18 protein-coding genes, 1 tRNA gene and 1 pseudogene are annotated in these 22,018 nt (G+C 68.8%); 6 read left to right on the plus strand and 14 right to left on the minus strand.

Going from position 1 to position 22,018, the window contains the following annotated elements; genetic code table 11:
- Window positions 1-289 precede the first annotated feature (289 nt).
- From thrB to AGRA3207_RS13500, 6 genes are all read right to left on the minus strand, one after another.
- The gene (gene thrB, locus AGRA3207_RS13480; RefSeq protein WP_231334966.1) at window positions 290-1,243 is read right to left on the minus strand and encodes a homoserine kinase; all 954 of its coding nucleotides are present in this window, start codon (window positions 1,241-1,243) and stop codon (window positions 290-292) included.
- A gap of 172 nt (window positions 1,244-1,415) precedes the next feature.
- Entirely contained in the window at window positions 1,416-2,483 is a 1,068-nt protein-coding gene (gene thrC / locus AGRA3207_RS13485) for a threonine synthase (RefSeq protein ID WP_231334967.1), read from the minus strand.
- Window positions 2,484-2,661: 178 nt separating this feature from the next.
- Window positions 2,662-3,948: a homoserine dehydrogenase gene (locus tag AGRA3207_RS13490; RefSeq protein WP_231336282.1), complete on the minus strand. Its 1,287-nt coding sequence runs from the start codon at window positions 3,946-3,948 to the stop codon at window positions 2,662-2,664.
- A gap of 23 nt (window positions 3,949-3,971) precedes the next feature.
- Window positions 3,972-5,363: a diaminopimelate decarboxylase gene (lysA, locus tag AGRA3207_RS13495; RefSeq protein WP_231334968.1), complete on the minus strand. Its 1,392-nt coding sequence runs from the start codon at window positions 5,361-5,363 to the stop codon at window positions 3,972-3,974.
- Window positions 5,360-5,668, minus strand: a complete 309-nt coding sequence (locus tag AGRA3207_RS40230; RefSeq protein WP_420830911.1) for a DALR anticodon-binding domain-containing protein — start codon at window positions 5,666-5,668, stop codon at window positions 5,360-5,362. The genes lysA and AGRA3207_RS40230 overlap by 4 nt, the downstream gene beginning before the upstream one ends.
- Before the next feature lie 408 nt (window positions 5,669-6,076).
- On the minus strand, window positions 6,077-6,439 hold the full coding sequence (locus tag AGRA3207_RS13500; RefSeq protein WP_231336283.1) for a response regulator transcription factor: 363 nt from the start codon (window positions 6,437-6,439) through the stop codon (window positions 6,077-6,079).
- Window positions 6,440-6,567: 128 nt separating this feature from the next.
- On the opposite strand from AGRA3207_RS13500, the gene AGRA3207_RS13505 reads away from it, so the two are divergent.
- Window positions 6,568-6,639, plus strand: a tRNA-Arg gene (locus AGRA3207_RS13505).
- Window positions 6,640-7,099: 460 nt separating this feature from the next.
- The gene (locus tag AGRA3207_RS13510) at window positions 7,100-7,912 is read left to right on the plus strand and encodes a hypothetical protein (RefSeq protein WP_231334969.1); all 813 of its coding nucleotides are present in this window, start codon (window positions 7,100-7,102) and stop codon (window positions 7,910-7,912) included.
- A gap of 59 nt (window positions 7,913-7,971) precedes the next feature.
- On the opposite strand, the pseudogene AGRA3207_RS13515 reads toward AGRA3207_RS13510, so the two are convergent.
- Window positions 7,972-8,557 (minus strand): annotated as a pseudogene (locus AGRA3207_RS13515) (transposase).
- An 83-nt stretch (window positions 8,558-8,640) separates the two neighbouring features.
- On the minus strand, window positions 8,641-11,553 hold the full coding sequence (locus tag AGRA3207_RS13520) for an nSTAND1 domain-containing NTPase (protein ID WP_231334970.1): 2,913 nt from the start codon (window positions 11,551-11,553) through the stop codon (window positions 8,641-8,643).
- 148 nt (window positions 11,554-11,701) lie between these two features.
- Here AGRA3207_RS13520 and AGRA3207_RS13525 point away from each other — a divergent pair, with 148 nt between their 5' ends.
- Both AGRA3207_RS13525 and AGRA3207_RS13530 read left to right on the plus strand, forming a co-directional pair.
- Window positions 11,702-11,986 (plus strand): hypothetical protein, encoded by a 285-nt coding sequence (locus AGRA3207_RS13525; RefSeq protein WP_231334971.1) that lies wholly within the window; start codon window positions 11,702-11,704, stop codon window positions 11,984-11,986.
- Window positions 11,987-12,122: 136 nt separating this feature from the next.
- Window positions 12,123-12,839: a response regulator transcription factor gene (locus AGRA3207_RS13530; RefSeq protein ID WP_231334972.1), complete on the plus strand. Its 717-nt coding sequence runs from the start codon at window positions 12,123-12,125 to the stop codon at window positions 12,837-12,839.
- 235 nt (window positions 12,840-13,074) lie between these two features.
- Here the strand turns inward: AGRA3207_RS13530 and AGRA3207_RS13535 are convergent, their stop codons facing one another.
- The 6 genes from AGRA3207_RS13535 to AGRA3207_RS13560 form a co-directional block, all read right to left on the minus strand.
- The gene (locus AGRA3207_RS13535; RefSeq protein ID WP_231334973.1) at window positions 13,075-13,527 is read right to left on the minus strand and encodes a hypothetical protein; all 453 of its coding nucleotides are present in this window, start codon (window positions 13,525-13,527) and stop codon (window positions 13,075-13,077) included.
- 339 nt (window positions 13,528-13,866) lie between these two features.
- Entirely contained in the window at window positions 13,867-14,802 is a 936-nt protein-coding gene (locus AGRA3207_RS13540) for a branched-chain amino acid ABC transporter permease (protein ID WP_231334974.1), read from the minus strand.
- Window positions 14,799-15,662, minus strand: coding sequence for a branched-chain amino acid ABC transporter permease (locus AGRA3207_RS13545; RefSeq protein ID WP_231334975.1), 864 nt, complete (start codon window positions 15,660-15,662; stop codon window positions 14,799-14,801). Before AGRA3207_RS13545 ends, AGRA3207_RS13540 begins: the two co-directional genes overlap by 4 nt.
- Window positions 15,659-16,336, minus strand: a complete 678-nt coding sequence (locus AGRA3207_RS13550; protein WP_231334976.1) for an ABC transporter ATP-binding protein — start codon at window positions 16,334-16,336, stop codon at window positions 15,659-15,661. Before AGRA3207_RS13550 ends, AGRA3207_RS13545 begins: the two co-directional genes overlap by 4 nt.
- On the minus strand, window positions 16,333-17,100 hold the full coding sequence (locus AGRA3207_RS13555) for an ABC transporter ATP-binding protein (RefSeq protein WP_231334977.1): 768 nt from the start codon (window positions 17,098-17,100) through the stop codon (window positions 16,333-16,335). The genes AGRA3207_RS13550 and AGRA3207_RS13555 overlap by 4 nt, the downstream gene beginning before the upstream one ends.
- Window positions 17,097-18,287, minus strand: coding sequence for an ABC transporter substrate-binding protein (locus AGRA3207_RS13560; protein WP_231334978.1), 1,191 nt, complete (start codon window positions 18,285-18,287; stop codon window positions 17,097-17,099). Before AGRA3207_RS13560 ends, AGRA3207_RS13555 begins: the two co-directional genes overlap by 4 nt.
- Window positions 18,288-18,390: 103 nt before the next feature.
- On the opposite strand from AGRA3207_RS13560, the gene AGRA3207_RS13565 reads away from it, so the two are divergent.
- Window positions 18,391-19,245 carry a PaaX family transcriptional regulator gene (locus AGRA3207_RS13565; RefSeq protein ID WP_231334979.1) on the plus strand — a complete coding sequence of 285 codons (855 nt, stop codon included), beginning with the start codon at window positions 18,391-18,393 and terminating at the stop codon, window positions 19,243-19,245.
- Between the two features lie 294 nt (window positions 19,246-19,539).
- Window positions 19,540-20,898 (plus strand): hypothetical protein, encoded by a 1,359-nt coding sequence (locus tag AGRA3207_RS13570; protein ID WP_231334980.1) that lies wholly within the window; start codon window positions 19,540-19,542, stop codon window positions 20,896-20,898.
- Window positions 20,899-22,018 lie beyond the last annotated feature (1,120 nt).

The following is a 22,018-nucleotide window of genomic DNA, read 5'->3' on the forward strand; positions in this document are numbered from 1 at the left end:
ACCCCCGTCACCGCCACGTCCGAAGTTTCGCTGGAAAGCCTGACAACGGAATGTCACGGTGTCGGGGAGCCTGGTACGCGGGACCGACACGACCGAAGGGCCGGACAGGCGACGCGCGGCTGACGAGCACGCTGCCCCGAACGGGGCATCTGGTGCGGCATTCAGCCTAACATCACCAGGGCACACTGCTATTCCCCAGAGGTCGATGTCTTCGCATTTTACCTAGCTGGATCTTGCTGGAACCCGCACTGACCGGAGCGTCGCCCCGCCCCCGCCCTCGGCTCCGGCGTCACCGCCGGACCTGTGCTCCACCGGCCACGACGCGGGCGCCACGGGACGCGACGTCCAACGGGTGTTCGTGCCACCCATTACCCACTTCCGGGACCATCGAATCAACTTGTGATGCGGTTGTGAAGGCCAGGACAGTAGGACCTGCCCCGGAAATCACTGCCGGCACACCCGCCGCACGCAACCCGGCGACGAGTTCCGCGGAGCGGGGCATCGCGGCCGCCCGGTATCCCTGATGGAGCCGGTCCTCTGTCGCGTCCATGAGCACCGCCTCGCCGAGGTCCCCGGTGAGCGCGGCTATCAAAAGCGCGGCGCGCCCGGCGTTGGCGGCGGCGTCGCCGTGCGGGACGGTCTCAGGGAGCAGCCCCCGCGCGCGCTCGGTGGCCAGGCGCTGCTCCGGGACGTATGCCACGACCCTTGTGACCTGCGGCTCCAGCCGGACGAGCCTGGGCCCGGCCGGGGTCGTCCAGGCGATGGTCAGGCCGCCCGCCAGGCAGGGCGCGACGTTGTCGGGATGCCCTTCGATCTCGGTGGCGAGGCCCAGCGCGGCCTCGTCGTCGAGAAGGTCACCGGACGGGTGCAAGGCGCGTGCGGCGAGGATGCCCGCGACGATCGCGGCCGAGGACGACCCGAGGCCGCGGCCGTGCGGGATCCGGTTCCGGCACCGCAGCCGGATCCCCTCCGGCCGGGCGGGCGCGTGGCCGGGTCCGGCCGCCGCGAGCCCGTCGAGCACGTCGAACGTCCGGCGCAGCACGCGCACGATGAGGTGCCGGTCGCCGCGGTCGGCGGTCTCGGCGCCCTCGCCGTCCACCTCGATGGACAGCCCGCCGTCCGTCACCGCGACCTCGACCTCGTCGTGGAGCGATAGCGCGAGGCCCAGCGAGTCGAAACCCGGGCCCAGGTTGGCGCTCGTCGCGGGTGCCCGCACCAGTACCGGCTCGTCCGGCCAGCTCATCGCCGCCTCCCTCGGAAGTGACCGCGTCCGGTCGTGTGATGCCGATGCGCGCACCGGCGGGCCGCCCATTGCGACTCCGTACAGTGGGGAATTCGAACGCCCGTGGATACCTCGCGGGATATGCGCCATCGGCGCGTCCGCGTGGACGTGCCCGCTTACCCTCCGGCGGACCTCAGGTGAGGCCGAGGGCGGACGCCGCGGTGTGCGCGTCCACCTTCACGACCGTGGGGGCGGGCGCCCCGGAGATCGCCCAGTCGGGGTCCTTGAGCCCGTTGCCGGTCACCGTGCAGACGACCTTGGTACCGGGCTCCACGACGCCCTGCTCGGCCGCCTGGAGGAGCCCCGCCACGCTCGCCGCCGAGGCGGGCTCCACGAACACGCCCTCCTCCCGGGCGAGCAGCCGGTACGCGGACAGGATCTGCCGGTCGGTGACCGAGTCGATCGCCCCGCCCGACTCGTCCCGCGCGGCGATCGCCAGGTCCCACGACGCGGGGTTGCCGATCCGGATGGCGGTGGCGATGGTCTGCGGCTTCAGGACGGGCTCGCCCTTCACGAACGGCGCGGCCCCGCTGGCCTGGAAGCCCAGCATGCGCGGCGTCCTGGACGCCAGCCTGTCGGCGGCGTACTCCTTGTAGCCCATCCAGTAGGCGGAGATGTTGCCCGCGTTCCCCACCGGCAGGCAGTGGACGTCGGGCGCGTCGCCCAGCGCGTCCACGATCTCGAACGCGGCGGTCTTCTGGCCCTGGAGCCGGTACTTGTTGACCGAGTTGACCAGGGCGACGGGATAGTCGACCGACAGCTTCTGGGCGAGTTCCAGGCAGTCGTCGAAGTTGCCGTCGACCTGGAGCAGCCGCGCCCCGTGCACCAGCGCCTGCGCCAGCTTGCCCATCGCGATCTTGCCGTTGGGGACGAGCACCGCGCAGGTCATCCCGGCCCGCACCGCGTACGCGGCGGCCGACGCCGAGGTGTTGCCGGTCGACGCGCAGATGACCGCCTTGGCGCCGTCCTCGGCGGCCTTGCTGATCGCCGTCGTCATCCCGCGGTCCTTGAACGAGCCGGTCGGGTTCGCGCCCTCGACCTTGAGGTGCACCTCGCAGCCGGTCAGCTGCGACACCCGGTTCGCCGGGACCAGGGGGGTGCCGCCCTCCAGCAGCGTGACGACGGGCGTCGCGGCCGTCACCGGCAGCCGGTCACGGTACTCCTCGATCAGCCCACGCCACGCCCGAGCGTTCGCGTTCACGTCGTTCTCCTTGATGACCTGCGATGTCGTGCGGATTCTACCGGGGCGACCGCGCGCCGACCGGCTCCGACCCGGCCCGGCGGGCGGTCGCTTTCCGACCCCCTCGGGACGGCGGCCGTACCTTCGTTGCGTCCGGCGTCGCGTCCGGCGTCGCGTCCGGCGTCGCGTCCGGGCGGGATCACTCCTCGCCTTCGACCCGCATGACGCTCGCCACCTCGCGGACGATCCCCAGACCACGCAGGCCCTCCACCGTCGCCGACAGTGCCGCGTCCGGCGCCCGGTGGGTCACGACGACGAGCTGCGCCTCCTCGCCGAGCCCGACCTGCCGTACGGCCTGTATCGACACGTCGTGCTGGGCGAACTCCTCCGCCACCGTGGCGAGCACCCCCGCTTCGTCCGCCACGTCCAGCTGGATGTAGTAGCGGGTCACCGTCTCGCCCATGGGCAGGACGGGAAGCTTGGCGTACGTCACCTCCACCGGCCCCGCCGTGCCGCCGACCACGTTCCGGGCGACCGCGACGAGATCCCCCAGGATCGCGGACGCCGTCGGGGCGCCGCCCGCACCCGCGCCATAGAACATCAGCGATCCGGCGGACTCCGCCTCCACGAACACCGCGTTGTACGCCTCACGCACGCTCGCCAGGGGATGCGACCGGGGAATCATCGCCGGATAGACGCGGACGGACACGCCACGCCCGTTCCGTCCGTCCTCCGAGGGGACCCGCTCGCAGATGGCCAGCAACTTGACGACGCAGTCCATCCCCTTGGCGCCGGCCACGTCCGCCGCGCTCACCTCGGTGATGCCCTCGCGATGCACGTCCGCCGCCGTCACGGGAGTGTGGAACGCCAGCTGCGCCAGGATCGCCGCCTTGGCAGCCGCGTCGAAACCCTCCACATCAGCGGTCGGATCGGCCTCCGCGTAGCCGAGCGCCTGGGCCTCCTCCAGCGCGTCGTTGAAACCGGCCCCGTGCGTATCCATCTGGTCGAGGATGTAGTTGGTCGTCCCGTTCACGATGCCGAGCACCCTGTGGACGTGGTCGCCGACCAAGGACTCCCTCAGCGGCCGCAGAAGGGGGATGGCCCCCGCCACAGACGCCTCGTAGTAAAGGTCCGCTCCGTACTCCCTGGCCGCCGCGAACAGCGTCGCGCCGTCCTCGGCCAGAAGCGCCTTGTTGGCGGTGATGACGGACTTGCCGGTCTTCATCGCCTCCAGCATCAGCCCGCGCGCCGGCTCGATACCGCCGATCACCTCGACCACGATGTCGACGTCGTCCCTGGTCACCAGCGCCTGGGCGTCCGTCGTCAGCAGGTCCCGGTCGACGCCCGCGCGGACCTTGTCCGGCCGCCGCACTGCGATCCCCGCCAGCTCCAGCGGCGCCCCCACGCGCGCGGCCAGATCGTCCGCCTGCTCGCGCAGCAGCCGGACGACCTCCGTGCCGACGACACCGCATCCGAGCAGCGCCACCCGCAGCGGACCACGTTCGGGTTTCACGCTTCGACCTCCGCATCGAGCCGCAGCAGGTCCTCCACGCTCTCCCGGCGGACGATCACGCGCGACCTGCCGTCCCGCACCGCCACCACGGCGGGCTTCGGGACGTGGTTGTAGTTGCTTGCCATCGACCGACAGTACGCACCGGTCGCCGCCACCGCCACCAGGTCCCCCGCCGCAAGATCTTCGGGCAACCACAGATCCCGCACGACGATGTCCCCGCTTTCGCAGTGCTTGCCGACAAGCCTGCTGAGCATGGGCCCCGCGTCCGACGCGCGGCTCGCCAGGACGGCGGTGTACTCGGCGCCGTACAGGGCGGTGCGCAGATTGTCGCTCATTCCCCCGTCCACCGACACGTACGTCCGCAGCCCCTCGACGTCCTTGACCGTCCCGACCTCGTACACGGTCACGCCCCCGGGCCCCACGATCGCCCGTCCCGGCTCGACCGTCAGCCGCGGCAGCGACAGCCCGTACGCCCGGCACTCGCGCGCCACGATCGCCCTCAGCCCGTCCGCGATCGCCTTGGGGTCGTGGGGTTCCTCACCCGGCACGTAGGCGATCCCGTACCCGCCGCCCAGGTCCAGCTCCGGAAGCTCGATCCCGTGCTCGTCCCTGATCGCGACGAGCAGCTCGGCCAGCCTGTGCGCCGCCACCTCGAAACCGTCCACATCGAAGATCTGCGACCCGATATGGCTGTGCAACCCCACAAGCTCAAGCTGCTGGAGGTCCAGAACCCGGCGGACCGCCTCCAGAGCAGCCCCGGAACTCCTGGAGAACCCGAATTTCTGGTCGTCATGAGCCGTCGCGATGAACTCATGGGTATGCGCCTCGACTCCGGTGGTGACGCGCACCATCACCTTGGGTCTCGCCCCATGTTCCCGGGCCAGATACCCCAACCGGGCGATCTCCTCGAACGAATCCAGCACGATCCGTCCGACCCCGACCTCAAGGGCCTTCTCCAGCTCCCAGGACGACTTATTACTCCCGTGCAAGGTAATCCGCTCAGTGGGGAACCCTGCGGCAAGGGCGATGGTCAATTCACCCCCACTGCACACGTCCAGCCCGAGCCCTTCCTCGTTCAGCCACTTCGCGATGGCCGTACAGAGGAACGCCTTGCTCGCGTAGTGCACGTCCCCGTCATGGAACGCCGCCGCATACTCCCGGGCCCGGCTCCGCACGTCCTCCTCGTCATAGACGTACAGAGGCGTCCCGTACTGCTCCGCCAGATCCCGGACGTCGATCCCCCCAACGGTGACCGAGCCCTCCTCCCGACGGGCATTGCGCGGCCAGATATGCGGATCCAGAGCATTCAGATCGTCCGCCGGCCCAGCGGGGTGGTCTTCGGGCAGGACGTCCGCGTGCCGGGGCCCGGCCGGGTGAACTCGACTCATATCCGCTCTCTAGGGGTCTCACCGATCATCTGCAGTCCGTTGCCAAGGGCGATGCGCACGGCCCCCGCCAAACTGGCCCGGCCCGCATGCACCGCCCCGGGTTTCCCATCACCCTGGGGCACGGCGGGACACCGCTCATACACGTCGTGGTACGCCCCTGCCACCCTCTCCAAACAGAACACCAACGGCCCCGCATCCCGTTCCCGCTCGGCCTGCGCAGCCCGCCCGGGAACGTCCCCCAGAGCCTCCACCAAAGAAAGCTCCTCAGGCTTAGGCCCCCCGAAGACCCCACGCGGAATACCCATCTCCTTGGCCCAGCGCCCCACCCAGCAAGCCCGCGCATAGGCGTACCGCACGGAGAACCCAGGGTTCTCGAACGTCCGCGGCCACTCGTCCCACCCCCCGGCCGGTACTTGGGCGAGCCCATACCCGGGATCCCGCAGCACCCCGTCCACAAGGGCCCCGACCCCGACCTCGACCCGCACGAACCCACGCCCGGTGACAGCGCCCCCCACCCGCCGGGCGATCACCCCGGGATCGACCCCCAGCCGCAACGCCACAGGACTCTCAAACACCCCGGCCCCACCAGAGAAAACAGGAACCTCCCCCGGCACGGGCACCGCAAGCTCCCCCTGCGCCACGGCGTCCCGCACCGCGTCCACAAGGGCATCACTCACACCGGCTGGAGTCACCCTGGCGAGACTATCCGACCACTATCCGGACACAGCCGCGAGCTTCCGCACCGTCTGGATCAGCTGGTTCGGGTCGAACGGCTTCGTCACATAAGCGTCGACACCGATCTCGTTCCCCCGCCGCACATCGTGCTCCTGGGCCCGCGCCGTGATCATCACGACCCTGATGTGCGCGGTCCCCGGATCCTCCCGCAACCGGATCGCCGTGACCCACCCGTCCAGCCGCGGCATCATCACGTCCAGCGTGATCACGTCCGGCGCGACCTCCACCACCTTGTCCAGGCAGTCCTGCCCGTCCACCGCGGTGAACACCTCGAACCCCTCCAGCTGGAGGTTCACGGCGATGAGCTGGCGGATCACCTCGTCATCATCGACGACCAGCACGCGTCCCAGTGGCTCGGTCACGGCCACGAAGTTAGTCGACTCGTCCCCCCAACGCACGGCGAACGCCCACGTGCGCGTCACCCCGCCAACCCTGGTAGCCTTCTCCTGCGCCGCCCACCAGCGCGCAAGCCCCCTTAGCTCAGGGGATAGAGCAACGGCCTCCGGAGCCGTGTGCGCAGGTTCGAATCCTGCAGGGGGCACCCCGAAACAATCACCCGAAACCCGCAACGACCTGGAAGAGCAGGCCACGCGGGTTTTTCCATACGTGCAGCCCGACGCAACCGGCAGCCCGCCAACCGCGCCGACCACCCACGCCAAGACACCCGGGACCACGTCCAGACCTCGCGCTCCCTCATCTACTCCCCCGACCACCCTTGCCCGTCTGAACATGGGCTATGGACGACACCCTCGTGCCGCCGCCGCCTGGGCGGTCGCAGCGCACGCTCAATCGCCCACCGGCACCTTCACCTCCGGACTTCGTCTCCCGCTCCGCTCCCCGAAGCGCCTTGTCGACCCGGCGTGGCGTGGACACCGGTAGCCACGCACAGCAACTCTGCTGACCCGCACGCTCCCGAGCCTGACACTCGGCCGCATACGAGCTAGCCAGCTCAAGGTTCATGTCGACAACTGCCCCGCCGACGACGCTATTAGGATCAGACTGTGAACTTCTCCGATCTAATCGCCGCAATAGCTGCCGTTATCGCGCTGGCCTCATTGGTGTACGCGAGACGCTCCGCCACGTCATCTGCGGACTCCGCCCGTGCAGCGGCTCGCAGTGCACAGGCCGATGAGATTGCGGCGATCCAGCAAGCCAAGAACGAAAGCGATACAGGACGGGTACGTGTTTATGTCAGCCTGGAAGCACCGCGGCGTTGGGTACTCAACTACTGCGGAAAGGAAGTTTCCGATCTGAGCCCTGCCAGGTTCCGCAGTAAAATTGATTTCGAGAGAAATATGCTAGAAACCTCCGTCCGCGGGATCGTCGTCAACGAGGACAACCGCACCGTCGTACTAGGCGACAGCTGGGCCTGCAAAGGCGGATCTACTCCACTTTGGCCTGAATCTCTCCCTGAACCCATGAAAGATCATCGGGGAGTACGCATACCACCTGGTGGCGTCGTCATTTTTGAAAGTTCGATCGGTGCATGGACCGAAGTATGGCGAGAGCTATGGGCAGATGACGATCTCGAACGTCTTTGGTCGCACGGCCCTTCCACATCCTTGTATGTGTGGGCGGCCGAAGAAGGCGACGGGCCGGGCTACTCAACGAACGAACGGAAGCAACCGGCCAGCGGCTGGGAGATTCGAATCGGCATCTACGACTACGCCCTTCAACCCGAACCCAGGGATGATCTTGACTCGCTGATCTGGCGTTCACGAGGGCGACCATCATTTATTGTCACTCGATTCCCATTTGAACCAACACCACGCACCATCCATGACCTCACGAATCCCGATGGTCATAGAAGTTGACCAAGCCGTCAGCAGACGGCAACCGACCTTACGACGAGAAGGGGCTCTCAGATACCACCTCATTTGGTGAGTCGGCGGTGGCAGATCAAAACGGCGGCGATGCCGACGAAGGCAAGAAGGCGCTCGGGCCTTGCGTTCGTAGCGCAGTGCAGGCGTTGGCAGCCTCTGAGCCATGACACCTTGCGTTCGACCATCCATCGGCGTCAGCCCAGGCGATCAGAGGAGTCGATGCCACGACGCGCGATGCGCGCGACAAAGCCGCGGCTGCGCAGTCGGCGACGCAGCCGGTTTGGTCATAGCTCTTGTGACCGTGCAGCTTGCCGGGACGGTGTCGGCGCGAGCCGCGACGCGAGTGGATTGGCATAATGCCCCGCACCAGTTCCCCCTCGCGGGTTGTCCGGGACCACGCGGTGCACCTTGGCCAGACCCGAGCGGTGGTCCACTCGGTGAAGCGACGGTGTGCGATGGGGCTCGACGGCCCGAACACCGGCGGCAACTGCTGCCGGGTGCAACCGCTGGTGGCCACAAGGATGATCGCCGCCAGCACCTCGCGATCGCCGTGCCGACGCCGCGCGCCCGCTTGCGGGCGCGTCGGGCAAGCAGCACCAGCCGCTGAAGCAGCTCCCACAGCTTCTCGGGCGCCAACCACCAATCGACCGTCTCCGCGCAAGGCGTGGTTGCCGTCCGCTTGTCGAATGGAATGGGGGTCTTGGAGGTTCCTCGACTCGTTAGTGATTGCAGGGTGGGGCGTAGTCGAGATGGGGGAAGTGGTGGTTCCACTGGGCGCGGCTGATGGTGCCGTGAATGCGGCCGCAGGCGTCGGCGAGCGCCCGGTCTAGGTCGGTGTACCAGATTTGGACGCTGTAGTGGGCGGTCACGGTGAGGAATGTGCCGTCTGCTTTGAGGTAGCGCACTTCCTTTATCGTCCCGCGGGGATTGGTGAGGTGGGCCACGGGAGTCGGCCGCGCACGATCGGTCATGTCCGAAACGTTTACCACGCCGTCCACACCGACGGTCACCGCCGTGCGTCCATGGGAGGCAAAGGCCACGCCGGTGACGATATCGGCATGTCTCGCCACCTCACCCAGCCTGCGGTACCGGGGGAGGTCGCTGATGTCCCACAGCTCGGCCGTATGGTCGTCGCTCCCGCTCAGTAATGTGTGGCCGTCCGGACTGTAGGCGAGGGCGTCCACGAAATTCGTGTGCCCTTTGAGGACGGCGACGGGAGCGCCGTGGTGCGGGTCGCTCACGTCCCAGAGGCGGATGTCGTGGTCGTCGGAGCCCGAGGCCAGGGCTTTTCCGTCGGGGCTGAAGACCACCGGCTTGACGTTGGCGGCGTGCCCGGTGAGCTGGTCGAGCATGCGGGGGGTTTTGGGGTCGGTGATGTCCCAGAGGCGGATGGTGTCGTCGTAGCTGCTGGTGGCGGCGACGCGCCCGTCGTAGCGTACGGCGATGGAGTAGACGGCGTCGGTGTGCACTGCGGGCTTCTTCGACAACAGCGTGGGGTTACGCGGGTTGGTCACGTCCCACGACCAGAGTGTGCGGTGGTTGTCCGCTCCGAGCAGCGTGTTGCCGTCCGCGGTGAACTCGATCGGGCCCAGGCTCGCTCCGCCGATGTCGGTGGTGCCGAGTCGGCGCGGCTGCTGTGGATTCCTGATGTCCCACAGGACGATCTCCGAACTGTTGGCCATGGCCAGGGTGCGTCCGTCACCGGTCACGGCCGGGGCCAGCCCGGCCGGCTTGGGGCCGGTCGTCGTGAGGTCGATCGACGCGACGGACAGGGTGCTGAGCAGGGCGTCCTTTGTGTGTTCCTGTGGGGTCTGGCGGTAGGCGGCCAGCGCGATCTGGATGGCCAGCGAGGGGTCGTACGGGCCGAGGAGCACGGCCTTGTCGGCGGCCTGCACGGCCACGTCCTCGTTGCGCTGCTGGATGACGGTGTTCTGTGCTCGTACGGCGAAACCGGTGACGGCCACGACGCACACGAGCAGGGCGACCAGGGCTGCGACCAACCGGCGCAGGCGGCGCAGACGGCGGCTCTCGCGCTGTTGTGCCCGCTGTGCCGCCGAGGCGCTGGCGTCGAGGAAGGCGCGTTCCCGGGCGGTCAGCGCCTGTGGCGGGAGGTCCTGGGCGGCGGCGAGGCGAACCCCGCGGTACAGGGCGTCGGGGTCATGGTCCAGGGATTGCCAGAGCGTGGTGGCCTCGGTGAGCGCGCGATGCACACGTTCCTGGCTGCGGTCCTTCTCCAGCCAGTCCCCGAGCCGAGGCCAGCAGCGGATCAACGCCTCGTGGGCGATCTCCACGTGGTCGCCGTCGACGGTCAGCAACCTGGCCCGGGTCGCCCGTTCGAGGACGATCTGGGTGTCCGGACCGTCATCCAGTTCGTGGCGCGGCACACGGCGTTTGGTGTCCTCGGTTCCTTCGCCCAGCGCGACGAGCCGCAGGAACAGCCGCCGTGCGGCCTTCTGCCGGTTCTCGCTCAGGGCGTGGTGGAACTCCTCGGCGGTCTGGGTGAGCGCGCCCTCAAAGCCGCCCGCCGCGCGGTAGCCCGCCAATGTCAGAGCGTTGCCCCGCCGGCGCTTCCAGGTCTCCAACAGAGCGTGCGAGAGCAGGGGCAGTGCGCCTGGCCGGCCGTGGGCGTCGGCCGTGAGGGTCGTCAGCAGGGCGCTCTCGACGGTCAGCCGACAGCGGGCGGCGGGCTGGACGATCGCGGCTCTCAGTTCCTCGGCGGTCATCGGGCCGACGGGATGGTGGGCGTGGGGCAGGGCGTCGACCAGGGCGGGCAGCCGTGTGCAGTGCGTATAGAAGTCGGACCGCACGGCTATGGCGACCCGCGTGCGGCTGTCGGGGGCCTGGGCCGCGTGCACGAGTGCGGCGACGAACCCTTCCCGCTCCTTGGTGTCGCGGCAGACGGTGAACACCTCCTCGAACTGGTCCACGACGACGAGCAGGTGGTCCGCCGGGGAGTCTGCCTTCTGCCGCCCGGCGATGATCTGCCGCACCATCCGGTGGAAGGTGTGCGGCTCGGCCGCGAGTGCGTCGTGCACCGGGCCGGGCGCGGTGCCGGCGCGGGCAGCGAGCCGGACGGCGCATTCCTCCAGCGGATGCGGGCCGGGCGTGAACACCAGTGAGGAAACATCAGGAAAGGCGGGAAGCACGCCTGCCCTCAGCACCGATGACTTACCGGATCCCGATCCGCCGAACAGGACGAGAAGACGTTTTTCCCTCAAATGTTCGACGAGTGTGGCCGTGAGCTTCTCGCGGCCGAAGAACAACCCGGCGTCGTCCTCCGTGAACGAGGCCAGACCGGCGTAGGGCGGCCTGGCGCGGTTCCCTCGCCGACCATCTGCGCCGGTTCCGTCCGATATGCCCTTGCCGGCGCACGCGTCAGCCGTCCGCTGCCAGATCAGCTTCCACTCTCGCTCGTCACCGCCACAGGCACGGACATACGCCAGGGTGACGGCCAGGCTGGGCAGCTGCCGTCCTGCCGCAGCCGAGGACAGCGTCGCGATCCCGTAATGCGCATCCCGTGCAAGATCCCGGTAGGTGGGGCTGCCCGCCTGTTCTCGCAGCTTCCGCAAACGCGCTGCGAATTCGATCAGAGGACCGCCGTCCGGGTCCAGAGGACTTTCCCCCCGCGGCATGCGTCCGCCCTTCCCCGGAGTCACACGGGTTGTTCGGCATCCGTTTGTTCACCATCGGCCGACCGGCCCTGAACAACAGGTTAGCGGCTACAAACGGTGCATCACGTCCCACACCAGGGACGGACAACAAGCCGAAAAGAGGAATCTCATGAAAAAGTGGCATCACGTGATCGGGATAATGGCGCTCTCCGTCGGCCTGGCGACCACCGCCCCCGTCACGGCCGGGCCCGCCCATGCGGAGGCTTCGGCGGCCCGGCCCCATATCGCCGCCGTGCAGACGACTGACGGCCTGGATGTCCACCGCGGCAAGTACCTGACCCTGGGCGCCTGCCAGACGGCCGGCCGGCAGGGCATCGAGCGCGGACACTGGGACAGTTTCCAGTGCGCCGATGGCACCTGGCCGTGGCGGTGGAACCTGTGGACCAACCGCTGAGCGTCTAGCGCCGCTGCCGGTGGCTTCCCCCTGACCGAGGGGGGCCACCGGCAGCCTGCAGCGATGACGGCGGTGCGCAGACCGTAGTCGCGGCGTATCCCGGTCGATACAGCCATCTCTGACCAAGAGGCATTGAATGCATCCGAACTGGAGAGACGATCAGCGGCTTCGGGTGGTCATCGTGGACGACCACCCGATCTTTCGCGAGGGTCTGCGCGCAGCGCTGGAGAGCGCCGACGATGTGGCCGTCGTCGCCGAGGCGGCCTCCGCGCAGGAAGCGGTCTCCGTGACGGCGGCCACATCGCCGGATGTGGTGCTGATGGACCTGGACCTGGGCTGTCCTCAGTCGTCCGGAATCCACGCCATCCAGCGTTTGGTCGCGGAACTGCCGCCGGTCGCGATTCTGGTGCTCACCACGTCCAGTGATGACGGCGATCTGCTGGCGACGCTACGTGCCGGGGCCAACGGCTATCTCGTCAAAGGCGCCTGCCGGCAGGAGGTGCTGCACGCGGTGCGCACTGTCGCGGGCGGCGGCGCGGTCTTCGGTTCCGGCATCGCCACGCGCATCACCGCGCTGCTCACCGGAGGCCACCGGCACGGGGCCGAGAGTGCTTTTCCCATGCTGACGACGCGCGAACGCGAGATTCTCGCACTACTCGCCCGCGGCAAGGACAACCGGGACATCGCCCGTACCCTGTTCATCGCCGACAAGACCGTACGCAATCACGTGTCCCGCATCTTCGAGAAACTGCAGGTCAACAATCGTTCAGCGGCGGTCGCCCGGGCCCGGGACGCCGGCCTCGGCGACCCGGATGACCGCGCCGTTCAGGCAGCCGGAGCCCAGCGGCGATAGGCGGTCTCCAGCACTTCAGGAGAAGGCGTCGACCTCCGATCTTTGCTGCTCGGATTCGCCGCCTCGGCACGCGTTACCGATACCTGCTTCGCCTTCGCGTTCAGCCCGGCGAGCGTCGCCCGCTGCCGTAAGCCCAGAAATGGTCAGTTGCGGTCCAGTAGTGCGGGACCGGCGGTCCGCCAAAGGTGTGACAGGAACGGCGCACCCGAGAGTGGTGCGCCGTTCCCGCGCCTTACTAGAAGAACCAGCTGAGGACGGTCCCGATCATCTGCGCCACATTCTGGTTGGCTCCCATCCTGACCAGCCAGTTGACCAGCGCCGCCACCGACAGGACGTACCCCGTGGAGATGGCGTCGGCCAGGCGCGTCGCCACCGACCGCAGAAAGGCGCCCGCTTCGGCGCTGAGGTGGCCGACGATATCGGCCAGTATCCGGCCGCCGTACCGGAGCGCGGCGATCAGGATCTTGATCCGGGCTCCCTTGAGCTCCGCCTCCGACGCCGCCCGGTTCCCGGTGAGAACGGCCACGGCCGTCTCGATCGCGTCGGTGTCCAACCCGGCCTCGCGAGTCAGGTTGACGAGCTCCTCCAGTTCCTCGGCCGTGAATTCGTAAGAAACCGCCTCGGTCATTTTGGATTCCTTTCGGGTGTCGCCTTGTTGATCCCCGCCCGCTTTGCGGGCTTGGCTCAACGATGCGTCTCCCGATGTCCCGATCGCCTGATGCTCAACGCCCCGCCGTGTCCTGTATTACCTGGGTACTCGGAAACCAGACAGTCCCGGGACAGCAGCGATCGATCACCATGGTGGCCATGGTGGACGACAACTGCACCAGGGGCGCGCAGTAGACGCCAAGTTTGCCCAATCCAAGGGGTGGAGAGTATCCGCACGCCGACAGCGGTGATGGTTTCCTGTGGCTATCCGGGTCCGGGTGCCACGGTTTGCAACTCTACGTTCCTCACCTCTCGGACGTACTCTTGGGCAAGTGCAAGGTCGCCGTTGCTTCACGAGGCTCATTCTCTGTCTCGGTTGCTACGTTTCTGTCGGGATCTGTGCGGGTTTCGGGGTCGGTGGTGCGGCTTGGTTCGTGCGGCGCCGCCATAGGGCAACGGTGGTCGGCACCAGTCCTCGGGGGGCGAAGAGCATCATTGCCATGAGGAGTGTTCCGAAGAGGCCGTAGGACAACACGGTGGGTGCCGTGGCGGGCATGCCTTCGCGGGCGCCAAGATCGTTGAGGACCTGGAGCAGCACGGTGATGGCGACGGCGCCCGCCGTCGCGCCCCAGATGCTGCCGGTGCCGCCGACGACGACCATGACGACGTACTCGATGGACAGCAGCACCGGGAACGAGGTGGGTGAGACGTAGCCGATGTAGAAGGCGTAGATTCCGCCCGCGAGTCCGGCGAAGGCGGCCGAGAGGCTGAAAACGGCCAGCTTGTAGGCGGCCACCGGGACGCCGGAGGAGGACGCGGCGACCTCGCTGGTGGCCAGGGCGCGCAGGCCGCGGCCGGGACGGGACGCGATGATGTTGCGGCTGACGAGCGCGACGACGATCAGTGTGACGAGGGCCAGGCACGCGTACGGGACGTCGCCGGAGAACTCGTACCCCGCGACCGTGAGCTGGGGAATGGCCTGCAGGCCGATGTCGCCGCCCGTCCAGGACTGCTGCCCGGCCAGGTTCAGCAGGATCAGCTGGACGGCCAGTGTCGCGAACGCCAGCTGGTGGCCGCGCAGCCGCAGGAGCGGGACGCCCAGCAGCGCCGCGGCGACGGCCGCCGCGGCGGGGGCGGCCAGCAGGCCGAGCCAGGTCGGCAGGGAGTTCGTGGCCATCAGCGCGGCGGTGTAGCCGCCGATCATGTAGAAGGACGCCTGGCCGAGTGACACCTGTCCCGCGTAGCCCATGAGCAGGGAGAGCCCGACGGCCACCGATGCGGCCAGCAGCGCCAGGACCAGTGTGGACAGGGTCATCGTGCCCCCTCGTGCTGAAGCGGGGTGCGGCGGGCGGCTCGCCAGACCATGATCGCCAGCATGAGCGCCAGCGCGACGACGGTCTGGTAGGAGGCCTGCCCGTACCCGGCGACCATGGCTTCGACGACGCCCAGGGTCAGTGCGCCGGCCAGGGCCGGACCCGGGCGGGTCAGCACGCCGAAGACGGCGGCCGCGAACCCGTTGGTGATCAGCAGGACGTCGGTGTCGTAGGAGATGGGCGTCAGCGGGGTCAGCAGAACCCCGGCCGTTCCGCCGAGCAGGCCGCCGAGCGTGAAGGCCACCAGGCCCATCCGGGTCACGTCGATCCCCACGGCCCGCGCCGCATAGGCGTTGGACGCGCAGGCGGTCAGTGCCTTGCCCAGGTAGGTCCGGGTGAAGAAGGGGATGAGCAGGCCGAAGATCGCCGCGGTCACGCCGATCACCAGGAGCGACTGCTTCTGTATGAAGGCGTCGCCGACCCTGACCGCGCCGTTCAGTCCGGGGAACGACCGCGGGTCATCGCCCCAGAGGAGGATCTCGGCCGCGTACGCCACGAATCCGGCGCCCAGGGTCACGATCAGCGCCGACTGGGTGCCGGCACCGGGTTTGGTGAGGGTGACCACTCCGACGAGCAGTCCCACCAGGCCGGCCACCAGAACGGCGGCCGCCTCGGCGAGCCCGTGCGGGAGTCCGGCCGACAGCAGCGAGCCGGCGGTCATGCCGGCGACGACCGCGAACATGCCCTGGGCGAAGTTGACGACGTGGGTGACGCGGTTGATCGTCACGAGGCCGCTCGCCAGCAGCGCGAACCCGCATCCGACCGCGAGTCCGGAGATCAGGTACTGGAAGAACGCGCTCACGTCCCGTCCCCCAGGTAGGCGTCGGCGACCTCGGAGTTGTCGCGGAGCTCGGCGGCGGTGCCGTCGACGCGGATACGGCCCGCTTCCAGGACGTAGCCTCGGGCGCACACGTCCAGGGCCAGGCGGGCGTTCTGCTCGATGAGCAGGACGGCCAGGCCCTGTTCGGCGTTCAGGCCGGTCAGGTGTGCGACGAGGTCGGCGGTGACCTTCGGGGCCAGCCCGAGCGACAGCTCGTCGACGACCAGCACGTCGGGACGTGCCATGAGGGCCCGGCCGACGGCGACCATCTGCTGCTGGCCTCCCGACAGGCTGCCTGCCCTCTGGTCGCGGACCTTGACCAGGTCGGGCAGGAGCCGGTAGACCCAGTCGGTGTCGCGAGAACGCCTGTCGCGGCGGCTGCGCCAGGCCCCCAGGATCAGGTTGTCCTCGACCGGCAGGTCGGGGTACACCTGCCTGCCCTCGGGGACGAGGGCGGCCCGGCCGTGGACGGCGACGTGGCCGCCGACCGGCCACAGCAGGCCCATGACCGCGTTGACCAGCGAGGTCTTGCCCGCGCCGTTCGGTCCGATCAGCGCGACCATCTCGCCTCGCCCCACGGTGAACGAGACCTCGTCCACAGCGGTGGCGGTTCCGTATCGCACGGTCAGATCGCGCGCCTCGATCACCGGGTTCACGTGTGCCCCGATCCCAGGTAGGCGGCGATGACCCTTTCGTCCCGCCGGATCTGGGCCGGTGTGCCCTCCGCGACCTGCGCGCCCAGATCGAGCACGCTGACCCGGTCGGCCAGCCGGGAGACGAACGCGACGTCGTGCTCGACCAGCATGATCGTCAGGCCGTCGGCGCGCAGGCCCTCCACCAGCCGTGCCAGCGCCTCGCGTTCGGCCGCGCGGAGACCCGAGGCGGGTTCGTCCAGCAGCAGCAATCGGGGCTTGGCGCAGAGCGCCCGTGCCACCTGCAGCGAGCGTTGCTGTCCCAGCGGGAGCGCCTCGGCGGGACGGTGCGCCCAGTCCTGCAGGCCGACACGGTCCAGGGCCTCGAACGCGTCCGCCCTGATCCGCGCCTCTTCGCGGCGGTGCGCGGGCAGGCGCAGCGCCCCGGAGGCGAACCCGTGCCGGGTCCGGGCGTGGGCCCCGACCATGATGTTCTCCAGCGCCGTCATCCCGGCGAAGAGCCGTGCGCCCTGGAAGACGGTCGCCATGCCGAGCCGGGCGCGTCCGTGAGGGCTCAGCCTGTCGATGCGCCGCCGGCCGTAGCGCACGACCCCGTGGTCGGGACGAAGGTGACCGTTGATCAAGCTGAAGAGGGTTGACTTGCCCGCCCCGTTGGGACCGATCACCGCGCGGGTCTGGCCTTGGACGACGGTCAGGCTGACGTCGCGGACCGCGTACACGCCGCCGAAGGCCCGCCCGAGGCCCTCGACCTCCAGGAGCGGCGTCATCCGGCGGCCTCGGCGGTCGCGGCGAGCCGGGTCGCCGACCACGGCGTCGGCACGAGTCTGCCGCCCTTGACCTGGTTCATTGAGATGTCGGTGGGCTTGAGGCCGGAGTGGTCGGTGGCGCTGTAGGCGTACCGGCCGGCCGGGGTGACCAGCGTCAGGGATTCCAGCGCGTCGCGGATCTTGCCCCGGTCGGTGCCGCCGGCCTTCTGGATGGCGGCGGCGAGCAGTTTGACGCCGGAGTAGCCGTCCATCGCGAACTGTGGCGGCTCGTACCCGTATCTCTGCCGGAACGGCTGGGACATCTCGGTCACGGCGCTCTTGAGCTTGCTGCTCGGCAGGGTGTCGCCGACGACGCCGATCGCGCTCTGCACGTAGACGCCCTCGGCGGCCGCGCCGACCGGCTGAAGCCAAAGACGGCTGGACTGGGAGCCGGTCATGAACAGCGGCAGCTTCAGGCCCGATGTGGGGTACTGCTTGGCCATGGTGACTCCGGGCGCGCCGCTGGCCCACACCGCGAGCGCCTGGGCGTCGGTGCCGCGCACGTGCGCGAAGACCGGGCTGAAGTCGTTGGCCGTCGTCTCGAACGGCTCCTGCTTGACGAGGGTCACGCCGTAGGCGGCGGCGTGCCCGGTCATTCCGTCGCGTCCGGCCAGCGCGTAGGCGCTCTTGGTGTCGTAGGCCACCGCCACCTTGGTGATCTTGTGGGCCTGGAAGTACTGCAGCATCGCCTCCGCGTACTGGGAGGACAGCGCGGGGACGACGAAGGTGTACTTGCGGACGGGGTGGACCTGCTTGTCGGCGGGGGCGAGCGAGACGTAGGGGATCTTGTCGCGCTCGGCGAGCGGCTCGACGGCGAGGCCGACGTTGGAGAACGTGGATCCGAGGATCGCGGTGACCTTGCGCGACCGCAGCTTGTTGTAGTGCAGGACGCCCTGGTCGGGCAGGGTCTTGTCGTCGAGCGTGATCAGCTCGATCCGCTTGCCGCCGATCCTGCCCCCGGCGTTGATCTGCTCGACCGCCAGGTCGACGGTCTTCTTGGCCTCGCCGCCCAGCGGGGCGTAGTTGCCGCTCAGCGACTCGATGAAACCGATCTTGATGGTGGCGCCGCCGGTGGAGCCACCACAGGCCGTCATTGCCATCGCCGGGGCCAGCACCGCGGCGGTCAGGACAGGAAGGATCTTGCGCATCGGACGACTCCCGGTCGGGATGACGGAAAGTACCGTGAACTTAGGCTTATTGCTCACTGCCGTCAAGAATCTGACGAACTATTCTTCGTGAGAGGATCTGGTCGTGCCGCAATCCGTGTCCGAAACGGTGGCCGAGACCGCCGACGCAGGCGTCCCCAAGGTCCGCCCGCAGTCGCTGATGTTCACGTTCCTGGGCAACTACGTGCTCGGACGTGATGTCGCGGTGTTCTCCGGAAGCTTCATCGAGGTGCTGGGCCGGTTCGGGATCGGCGAGCACGCGGTCCGCTCGATGCTGACCCGGATGGTGGCGCGCGATCTCCTCACCCGGCACCGCCACGGCCGCCGCGTGTACTCCGGGCTGACCGAGCGGTGCCGCCGGATCCTGGCCGACGGCGAGGAGCGCGTCTGGCGGCGCAGCGTGATCAACGACGACTGGGACGGCCACTGGACCGTCCTGGCGTTCTCGCTCCCGGAATCGTGGCAGAGCCACCGGCACGAGCTGAGGTCCCGGCTGAGCTGGGCCGGATTCGGCCCGGCCGGCAACGGGCTGTGGATCTCGCCCGCCCGGGTGGACGTCACGGAGGTGACCGCCGACCTCGGCCTCGACGCGCACGTCAAGGTGTTCGCCGGGCCGTCCCTGCCGCCCACCGACGAGGCGCGCATGATCCGGGACGCGTTCGACCTGCGCGCGATCTCCACCGGTTACCAGACCTGGCTGGACCGCTGGGACCGGCCCGAGCCCGCCCCCGACGCCCCGGACGATCTCGTCCGCTACCTGCTGCTGACCACCGAGTGGCTCAACCTGATCCGCGTGGATCCGCGCATCCCGCTGCGTCACCTGCCGCCCGACTGGCCCGCGATCCGCGCCCAGGAACTGCTGTACACGCTGCGTGACCGCTATCAGGACGGGGCGCGCGAGATCGCCGAACGCACGATCGAGCTGATCGAGCTCCGCTGAACCGCGCATCGCGCCGCAGTGTGATCGGGGGGGGCACGGACGACCGTCGTCCGCGGCCGCCCCGCCGCTGGTCAAGGGCCTTCTGCGTCCTGATCCACGACGGGTCGTGCACTGCTCGCGAACCGAACGTGCCCGGCCGCAGCCCGCAGCCTTGAAGCCTCTTCCCGGTCACCGACCCAATCCGGGCGGAGGCCGATCCCGCACAGAGTGAAGTTAGGCAGATTCTTGACTTTCGCTAAGAATCTGCCGAATATTGCGGATGCCTCCCTCCCCGCCTCCCCACGAGGAGCACTCATGAGACGTCCCCGGCAGTGGGCACCACCCCTCGCGATCCTCACGGTGCTGGCCACGGCGAGCGGCCTGACGGCCCCGGCGCCGGTGGCCGGGGCCGCCGTCCCGTCGGGCCACTTCACCGGGACCCTGCCCGACGGGTCCAGCTGGGTCGCCGACGTACCCGAGCACTGGAACGGGACGCTGCTGCTCTACAGCCACGGCTTCGGGCCTCTCGTCCCCGTCGACGCCCCCGACCCCGTGAGCGCCAAGGCGCTGCTCACACGCGGTTTCGCGCTGGTCGGATCGTCCTACGCCCCGGGATCGATGTGGGCGATGAACACCGCCGTCGCCTCGACCCTGGGCGCCGCCGCGGACTTCGGACGGCGCGTCGCCCGTCCGAAGTACACCATCGCGTTCGGACAGTCCATGGGCGGCCTGGTCAGCGCCCGGATCGCCGAGACACGGGCCGTCGACGGCGCGCTGACCACCTGCTCCATGGTCGGCGGCGCCGCCGACCTGAACAACTACCAGCTCAACGGCGAGCATGCGCTCGCGCAGCTGCTGGCACCCGAAAAGCAGATCAAGCTCACCGGGTTCACCACCCCCGACGAGGCGAACGCGTCCGGAGCACGGCTCACCGATCTGGTCACCGATGCCCAGCGCACGGCGGGCGGCCGGGCGCGGATAGCACTGGCGTCCGCCTTGTTGAACCTCCCGTCCTGGTTCCCCGGCGAGGCCAAACCCGCGGACGACGCGGGGCGCGAAGTGCAGCAGTACAAGTGGCTGACCGCGGGGGACACTCTGCGCTTCGTGATGGGAGGCCGGTACTGGATCGAGTCGGCCGTCGGCGGCAACAGCGCGTGGAACGCCGGAGTCGACTACGCCGATCTGCTGCACCGCTCCGCGGACCGTCCGGCGATACGGGCCCTGTACCGGCAGGCGGGCCTGAACCTCAAGGACGACCTCACGCGCCTGACCCGGACCGCGTCGATCCGCGCCGAACCCGCGGCGCTGGTCAACATGCTGCGCACCTCGGTGCCGGCCGGACGCCTGAACGTGCCCAGCCTGACCCTGCACACGATCTCCGACAACCTGGCCGCGACCGGGCACGAGACCGTCTACGCCGACCGTGTCACCCGGGCGGGCCGCGCGCGGCTCCTGCGCCAGGCGTACGTCGACCGCGCCGGTCACTGCCGGTTCACCGTCGCCGAGACGCTGGCCGCCGTCGAGGCGATCCATGCCCGCACGATCACCGGACGATGGGGCACGCTGGCCACGCCACGAAGCCTGAACAAGGCCGCCGCCCGCCTAGGCACCGACGGCTCGGCCTTCCTGCACCACACCCCCGATCCGCTGGTCACCCACCCCGTCAACGATTAGCCATGCTCCACACCGACGGTCCCGCGCCAGCACAGAAGGAGCACTCACACGAGCTCGATGACGGCGCCAGCCCCCAGAGGATCCCGCTGAACGACCCAGCGAACGCAGCCAGGCATTCTGGGCACACGGCGACTTCACGCCCGGACGGCAACGAACCCCCAGATGGACGCCCTAGCATCCCCTAGAGGGCCCGGATGGACCTGAAGCAAGAGACATCCATCCGACGCGCAAGCCATGAGACGCGCTCTGGTTCTCATGGCCAAGGTGCACTCGATTCATACCCGCAAAGCCGTGACCGAGACGCGCCAAGAGGGGGCGAACTCCCGCAACTGCGGCGTACGCCGGGCCGCCAGCCTCGACGTCCGAGCCGACGCCCTCCTCTCCGACGTCAACCGAGCCTGAACACCGGTACCAGCTCGTCAATTGGTGGACTCCTCCAGCGCCCACACAGGAAACCGACGTCTTGGCCAGCCACCACGGTCCCCTCCGGCTCGTCGGAGTCACGACGGCTCTGCGGCGGGTCCGACCGGTTGAGACGCGGAGGGCCGGACGCGCTGACGTCGTGGTCATCCAGGATGCAGGGCGAGGTGAGCAGCGAACACGCCTTACCTCGCCCTCCACTTCTCCGCCCCAGCAGCCACCGACGGAGGCTGCCTCTCCCGCTCCACCTCGTCGAGGGGCACCAAACGCCGCCTCCCGCGCGCCCCGCTCCTCCGCCCATGCAAGACGAGCGAACGCTTCGCCCTCTTCCTCGCCTGGACACGAGGCATGGTGCGGGCCGGACAACACTGCCCACCTGATGTCAAAACTAACGTTCTCACTTCCGCACAACGGGACACAGGAGACTGTATGGCGCCGCGGTGTAGATCAGATCATTTTCGGCAAGGAATGCGCACATAACCCTGTACACAGGGTCTCCTATGCCCCATCCGTGACACGGGGCGACGTGGCCGACCGTGGCCAGAGACGTCTGGCTGCTTTCTCAGGCGCCGGGATTCGATGGTCTCAGATAGAAAGCATGGGCTCTCGGGCAGGATTCCCCCCTTGGGCAATTACTAATAGAGACACATGGAATGACTAACATAGACGCGATTCAGCAGAACATCGATGCAGCTATAGA

The organism is Actinomadura graeca (assembly GCF_019175365.1).
In the GTDB taxonomy this organism is placed as follows: Bacteria; Actinomycetota; Actinomycetes; order Streptosporangiales; family Streptosporangiaceae; genus Spirillospora; species Spirillospora graeca.